The organism is Neobacillus novalis NBRC 102450 (genome assembly GCF_001591805.1).
Classification (GTDB): Bacteria; Bacillota; Bacilli; order Bacillales; family Cytobacillaceae; genus Neobacillus; species Neobacillus novalis.
In genome coordinates this window covers 1-7,964 of the sequence record NZ_BCVP01000073.1, presented here as the reverse complement: position 1 = coordinate 7,964, position 7,964 = coordinate 1, and the positions used below count along the sequence as shown (strand labels likewise).

Annotated in this window: 3 protein-coding genes and 1 pseudogene; 3 read left to right on the top strand and 1 reads right to left on the bottom strand. The window is 39.0% G+C overall.

Features of this window, described 5'->3' with window-relative positions; all coding sequences use genetic code 11:
- Positions 1-243: 243 nt before the first annotated feature.
- Positions 244-4,350, bottom strand: coding sequence for a phosphodiester glycosidase family protein (locus tag BANVL01_RS26040; protein WP_066093052.1), 4,107 nt, complete (start codon positions 4,348-4,350; stop codon positions 244-246).
- 684 nt (positions 4,351-5,034) lie between these two features.
- Here BANVL01_RS26040 and BANVL01_RS26035 point away from each other — a divergent pair.
- From BANVL01_RS26035 to BANVL01_RS26025, 3 genes and pseudogenes are all read left to right on the top strand, one after another.
- Positions 5,035-5,535, top strand: a complete 501-nt coding sequence (locus BANVL01_RS26035) for an NUDIX hydrolase (protein WP_066093049.1) — start codon at positions 5,035-5,037, stop codon at positions 5,533-5,535.
- Between the two features lie 331 nt (positions 5,536-5,866).
- Positions 5,867-6,853 carry an NAD(P)-dependent alcohol dehydrogenase gene (locus BANVL01_RS26030; protein WP_066093046.1) on the top strand — a complete coding sequence of 329 codons (987 nt, stop codon included), beginning with the start codon at positions 5,867-5,869 and terminating at the stop codon, positions 6,851-6,853.
- A 650-nt stretch (positions 6,854-7,503) separates the two neighbouring features.
- Positions 7,504-7,964, top strand: a pseudogene (locus tag BANVL01_RS26025) (hypothetical protein); the annotation flags it as partial.

Below are 7,964 nucleotides of genomic sequence, written 5' to 3'. Positions count from 1 at the left end.
CAAATCTACTGAAGCTGTAACAGAAAAAGCAGCTAACAAATCTACTGATGCTGTAAAAGAGAAGTTGCTAGCGATTCTGGAAAAATTGTTACAGATGATAAAACTGATGCTGCAATAACTTTGGGCTATCACGCACTTTATCTTATTTGTGCATACAATACCAATAATAGAGACAAGATTACAATAAAAAAAGTGCCGGAGTCCACCCATAATTTGTGTGGAACCGGCACTTTTTTTTATTTTCTACTCTTCATGATAATCTAGATTTTTAACCGTAAATTGATCAATGGTTTCACCGTCAGATGTAATAGTGGTGATGATGATTTGATCTTTATCGACTTTGGCTTGTAAGGAAACGGCGATGTTTTCCATGTTGACAAAGTCAAATTTTTCATCTGCCACAGCATCATAGTGTTTTTTACCGGTTGTCCCGGCAACCACATAGACCGTTCCGTGCGGATCTTCTTTGCCGCTTTTTATCTTTTTCGTTCTGCCATAGGAATGATCATGGCCGGAGAACACGATATCAATCCCTAGTTCATCGACGACTGGCGGCAGTTTTTGTTTCATAATTTCATTCCCGCCAAACGGATTTGTGTAGTAAGGTGGTTTGTGTGTCACAAGGATTTTCCATGGCTTGCTGGAATGTTTAACATCCTGTTTCAGCCATTCCAATTGCTTGTTCAGAATCTCGGTATTATCTGTGTAGCCTAATACGCTAATGTGTATGTTATTGTAATCAACCGAATAGGTTCCTCCTTTGTCTGCCTCAGGTCCATTTTTAGGCGAGTTAAAGATGGCTTTTGCCAGCTGACCATTCGCATCTCCCATGTATTCATGATTTCCCAGCGCCGCAACAAGATCGGTTGAACGAATGTTGCTGTATTGGCTCATGATTTTTAATGTATCATCCCATTGATTGAATTTTGCAGCTTCATCAACCAAATCGCCGACATGGATCATGAACGATAAGTCTTTTTTATCGAGATCCCCAAGTATTTTCGTAAAGTCACTTAAATCAGCAGGCGATTGCGTGTCACCTAAAACGGCAAATTCAAAGCTTTGCTTTCTGTTTAATGTGGTGAACTCTTGCAACTCTGACCAGTTCTCTCCATCTCCTACTCGATACACATAGGTTGTCCCTTGTTGCAATTTCTTTACACTTACTTCATTTACGCGGACGATTCCATTTTTCACAGGATCTTGCTCACCGGAGAATACTTGATTACTGGATGATCCAGTGATGGTTTCTAGTTGCTTCTCACCTTTTTTGTCAAAGTCCTTTTTTCGTGCCAATTGAATAACGGTTTTTTCTTTAGATAAAGGGCTCGACATCCATGTGAACCCTTTTTCTTTATAAGGGTCACCTGTTGGAGTAGAAATAATGTTTTTTATTTCAGTTGCAGCTGCAAGCGGCGGATAGGTCTGGGTGTTCACTTTAAACGAATACTTCCCATCCTTGACAGCATATAAAGCGATTTTCTTCACTTCATTTGTGATGTTATCGACGCGAAGAGTACCTTTTACATCTGTTTTTCCTAGGAGAACGGGGGCATTACTGCCATCAATGACGGCAAAAATTTCCGCTTCACTCATTACTTCATTTTTAGTTTTTTTCACTGTCATAACAGCAGGCTTTCCAATTAAAATAGGCTCTACCGTTAAATTAAAAGCACCATTTACTTCAACACTGGCTGGTTTCATTGAATACGTTGAAACGAAGTTTTCTTCTTTGGGCATCGAGTAGCTTAAGTTGGCTTCTATCATTTCATAGGTTAGCTTGCTGCCCTCTATAGTCGATGCAGGGATTCGAATCTGAATCGTTGCAGCATCTGCGCCAGCCGCCGTTTCGCCACGATTCACTAAATTCAATGTTAGAATTCCAGTTTTGGCATCATAGCTTGAGGTACTTGTACTAAACCCATTTGAAAAAGTAACATCTTCCACTGGGAAGTTTTTATCTACTTGCAGTTTAAGAGTAGAGCCTGAGATCTCAGATGGATTAGCAACTTTCACTACTAGGTCAAGTACATCGCCCAGCAAGGCTTGTTCTTGCTTCTTGACTAATTCAATCTTTGTAGAACCTGTGTTTACCGTAAAATAGACCGATTTAATGGCTTGGTTTCCGAATTTATCAGGAACCATGAGCGTTACCTGATGTGTTCCATCCGCCCATTTTAACCCGCTTAATGAGACGGATCCATCCATATCAAATGAATAATGACCTTCTGATTTGGAGTAGTCCTTGCCATCTACGAAAATTCTTATTTTTTCCCAATCAACTCCTGTTTTAAAAGGATCGTCTTCATATTCATTCACGTTTGCTTTCAGGTCGATCGCATTTGTCGTGAAATCTTTCCCGTCAATGTTAATCGATTGAATCGCCGGTGGATATAAGTCATCGACTTTTTCGCCATATACGGCTCGAATATTGTCAATATAGATAGCGCCTTTTGTCATTGGTCCGGTGATTCCTGATTTCGTCGACATTAATCTTATTGCTTGTGTTCCCGATAATTTGAACGGGCCAGTAAAAGAAGCTGGTATTTCTGCCTCGATGTATTTCCAGCCTGTCCAATCGATCCCTGGTATTTCCTGAGTGAGATTAATCGTTTGAGTTTTGCCGCTGCCGTCAACTATGTTCATTCTTAGCCAATAACCTTGTGCTTCCGGTGTTCCGTACACCCACATTCCAATGCTTGAGGGATTGTCCGGAATTCCGATGTCCGAGCCAGGCCCTGTATAGGCTCCTAGAGTGGTTCCTGTTTGTGCGCTCGTTAAATCAAAATCCAGTTTTAAGGACTGGTTGCCAAATCTGACTGGTGCCGGATATTCCGCTAAACTAAGTGCCGCTTTTTCACCACGGCCGACAACGGATGGTTTCCAGCCACCGATCCCTGCTTCAAAATCAAATAAGACTTCAGGAAGTTTTCCAACAGAAACTTTGATTTGTGCTGTAAGGCTTGTGCCCTTTAAGCGAGCTGTAATATTTCCTGATACCGTTTTGTCCACAGTACGGAGCACACCAGATTCATCAATGGATCCCATTCCTTCTGGGATGTCAAAATCGATATCCTCAGCGTTCCAGTGTACATTTCGCTTTTGAAATTTTGTGATTAAGTTTAAATTGGTTTCACTGTTTTTAGCTGCGGTTAGCTCCGCTCCGGTAAAATGCATCTCATCAGGCTGGGCAATTTCAATGATACTTTTTCCAACCTCATTTCCCTGATAATTCAAGATGATTTCTAACTGACCTGTTTTCCCATTTGATAAAAGCTTTCCATTTCCATTGATGGTGCCGAACGATTCATCCGACAATTTCCATGTTAGACCGGATGCTGGCAAAGTAGCTGAAGCCATCGATTTGTCTCTTCCCTTAGCAGAGAAGACAACCGTTGAACCCGGTGTAAAGGATTGGTCATATGGTTCAATATGGGCTGAATCGAAAAGATGATCGGATGGTTCTTTTGAGACAATTAGCCACGAGTTGGCTACACTTCTTTCTGTACGGTCAGAAGGTTGATTGTCTACTTCAAGTTTATCGCCGCCCAATTCACGGGTGGTGAAGGTAGAGGACCCGCCGCCATCAAGGTTAAGTGCAGTGACTGCCCCTAAATCTATCATTAGTTGTGCTAAATCAGGCATGGAGATTCCGCTTGAATATGGCTCCTGTCTTCCGTCGACAACGACAAAAAATACATCGCCATCTCCTTTAATTCCAACTGCTGTACGGGGTTCTTTATCAGCTCCTGTTTGTGGAGTTTGATAGATTTGGCCATTTTTTACGAGGATGGCATTTCCGCCCAGCGCTTCTTGCAATTGATCTTTCATTCCTTCATATACAGTTGCGTCACCAATGACGGCTTCACCGGATTTTTTGATACCGAAGAATTTATGTGTCGCTGCATTCTGAGCTTTCACTGCTTGTCCATCTTTATAAACGATGCCGAGTGGTTCACCTGTGGCCATATTATAAAAATCGGCATTCACTGCAGCCACTACTTGATGATTTTCGCTATTTGCTGCGCTGGCTTGCTGTCTAACAGGCTGCAAGCCAAATGCTGTTCCGTCATTGGGTGTACCTGATTCAATAGATACATTAGGATTATGTACATCAACATCGACTACAAAACTCTCAATCTTTTTACCGTCTTTTCCTTCAAAGCTGTAGTGCTTTTCCAATACACCTGGAGCGAGACTGGCTCGATATTCATTGATGGGTGTTTGGATTAAGGGTGAGCTTAAGTTAAAGCCCCCCAAAGCTGATGTAAGACTAGGGGAAATCATACTACTTGCTATTGCAATTGACAGGGTGATCGGTAAGAGCCTTTTTTTCCAATTTCTCCTCATATGTACCTCCCAAAATTTTAGTAACATCGGCAAATTGTTACCCGTTATTCCAATTACCGACGTTAATTCCATAATATTGTAAGAATGTTAACCTATTATTAATCTTATGTTAAGAATATTCAGAATTAAATAGGATGAATGGCATAGGTAAAATGAAGTGTGTCTAGGATATAAACGACTTTGAAAGCAAAAACAAGAGGACGGTCGCCAATAAGACGACTGCTTCGCTTACAATTTCAGTATATTTTTACATTTCAATTGAATTTACGGGTAATAGTTTTAAGGAACTGTTGAGTGGTACACATCATTGGTATAAAGCCTATGAAGAGTAATTTTAAATATTAAAGTGACGGGTGTGTTAATCAAAAAAGGATTAGCCGCCTTTTTTGTGAAGAATTACACTTAAACTATTTGGTGCGATAGTTCAAAACGTAATGATTGATTTTAGGACTAAACACATATTTTCGTTATTCCATTAAAGGGCGCGATTCTGCAACAAGAATTGTGCTCATTCTTTATGTAAAGGGCCAGATTGTTGAGTAGCTCATTTTTAAGATAAATGGATATTTTAGAAGAGATTGACAAGAAATGTACTTAAACTAAAGGGGCAGTTAGTGGAACAAGGTATTCTAGATATTAAAGGAGAAATATATATACATTAGGGGATAATTAGGAGGGGGAAAAGTGGGATATATATCTGAAATACGAAAGTTAATTGGTAGTAGACCAATAATAAGTGTCGGGGCAACGATACTTGTGGTAAATGAGAAAAAGGAACTTCTTTTTCAACATCGATCAGATACATTAGATTGGGGTTTACCTGGTGGCTCAATGGAACTTGGTGAAACTCTAGAAGAAGTTGCTTCTCGTGAATTAAAAGAGGAAACTGGACTTGAAGCGGATCGGTTTGAGTTAGTAGGTGTTTTCTCTGGTCCACGTTATTATTTCCGTTATCCAAATGGGGATGAAACATATAGTGTAATAAATCTATATCGTGCGATAGACATAAGTGGAAAGATAGAAATGAATGATGGGGAGAGTTTAAATCTTGAGTATTTCAGCAAAGATAACCTTCCATATAACATTGAAAAAAGAGCAAAAGCACTAATAGAAAGTTTAGGAGATAAGTTGTGGAATTTACATAATTCATTTGTAGATAATTCTAAAACTAGTCCTAGAATCTAAGATCCAGCTGCCATTATGGTGGCTTTTTTCTTCTTGTGCTAACGAAGCAGGTTATAGTGAAATAAGGAAAGCATAATTGCCAATAATAAGGGGAAATAAAAATTAATATGTAAGAAGTTTTATGTGGGAGTGGTAAGTGGAAAAAGATCAATGGATTCCTTTATATAGGTGTTTGGATCATAGCTTTAGAAATTAATACAATCAATCAGTTGGAAAATCAATATTAAATTTTAGGTGCAGGATAGTTTTAGAACAGTAATGGACTATTGGTCTAATTTATTCCTAATATTCGTATTTATATTAAGGAATAAAACGAATCTGAGGTGGATAAATGAAAGCCATTGTGTACACAAGGTACGGTCCCCCCGATGTTCTTGAACTAAAACAAGTAGAAAAACCTATTCCGAAAGAAAATGAGATCTTAGTTAAAGTAAAAGCCACAACCGTAACAGTAGCAGATATAAGGTCACGGAGTTTTACAGTTCCTCCTGCTTTTTGGCTACCCGCACGTATAACACTAGGTTTTAGACAACCCAAAAAAGAGATATTAGGAATGGAGTTAGCTGGAGAAGTGGTATCAGTTGGAGAAAATGTAAAAAAGTTTAAGCAAGGAGACCAAGTTTTTGCGGCATCCTTGGTTGGATTTGGTGCTTATGCAGAATATAAGTGTTTGGAGGAAGATGGACCTGTTGCTATTAAGCCTTCCAATATAACTTATGGAGAAGCTGCTGCCATTCCTATTGGAGCTCGTACAGCATTGTATTTTCTTAGAAAAGCAGGTATAAAGAGTGATCAATCGGTTTTAGTGTATGGTGCTTCAGGAAGTGTAGGAAGTTATGCAGTTCAGATTGCCAAATATTTCGGAGCAAATGTTACAGGGGTATGCAGTACCAAGAATTTGGATTTAGTAAAATCTCTTGGAGCTGACAAAGTAATTGATTATACAGTAGAGGATTTTTCTAGTACAGGCGAAACATATGATGTCATCTTTGAAGCGGTAAACAAGAGTTCCTTTTCAGCTTGTATGAAATTGTTAAAGAACAATGGTACCTATATAAATGTTACCGAACCGCTACCAAATCTTCAAATGCTATGGACTAAAATGACGAGTAGCAAGAAACTATTATTGAGCCGAAATTCACCTGAAACTTCAGAAGCATTAAACTTCCTTAAAGAACTTGTTGAGATGGGGAAGATAAAAGTGGTCATTGACAGATATTATTCGTTTAATGAAATTGTGGAAGCTCATAGATATGTGGAGAAAGGACACAAGAGGGGAAATGTTGTCATAAATGTTGAACATAACAACAAATCGTAATAAATGAAGCACTAAATGCCGCCCCCAAGGTGAATAAATGGTAGTGTAAATCACCAAATTATGAATAATAAGTTTGTGAGGGATTTGTTCGAAAGCTAACAGGGGCGATACTTCAATAACGAGGGTCGCTTTTTTCATTTTCAACTCCCATGAAAATAAAAACTGAAAAAGTGCATACGAATGAATAGAAATTAAACAACTTTAAGGAGCCTTACTACAATAAAATGTAGCAAGGCTTCTATCTTTTAAAACAAAATTCAATAACTTTATTATCACTAAACAGAGAGGTCCTACGTAGGTGTTACCCCGAAAGAAGCAGTCAAAAGCGGATGAAGCAATTTTTTCATGAATGAAATGCAGGAAAGACTTATATATCAACTGTTTTAATCAATGGTTTGATTGAGGAAGAAAATAGTAGAGAATGCTCAAGGGTTGTCTGGTTGCGAAAGGGATTTGCCATAAATAAGACTAGTGGACTAACGAATATTGTTTAAACATAATGCTTTCTACTTAGTGCAATTGACAACTTTTTTCATATTGGGGTTGAAGGTTCTGACAGTTATAATATTAGTAAGAACTTTTTTTTCTTAGCTAATAGGTGTTTGTTTTTTTGTGAAGAAAGAGTGGAGATAGGGGGAACTGGTTACATCATGAGAATTTTTATAAGACTCTTTTTTATGATTTTGTGTGGAGCTATGATTTTACCGGCTTTTCAGGTTGCGGCTGAGGAAAATAGCTCAGATGCAGCAAAGAATGGCTGGTATGAGGAGCAAGGTAAGCAATACTATTATAGGGATAATCAAGCCGTAAAGGGCTGGCTTAACATTGACAACAACTGGTACTACTTCAATCAGAACGACGGAGCCGCTAGCGAGGGCTGGGTCTATGACAAGGGAAAGTGGTATTTTCTTAAAAGCAGTGGTGTCATGCAAACTGGTTGGCTGCTAGATAAAAATCACTGGTACTATTTAAATTCCTCCGGCGCGATGCAAACTGGTTGGCTGCTAGATAAAAATCACTGGTACTATTTAAAATCTTCCGGCGCGATGCAAACCGGCTGGCTGCTAGATAAAAATCACTGGTACTATTTAAATTCCTCCGGCGCGATGCA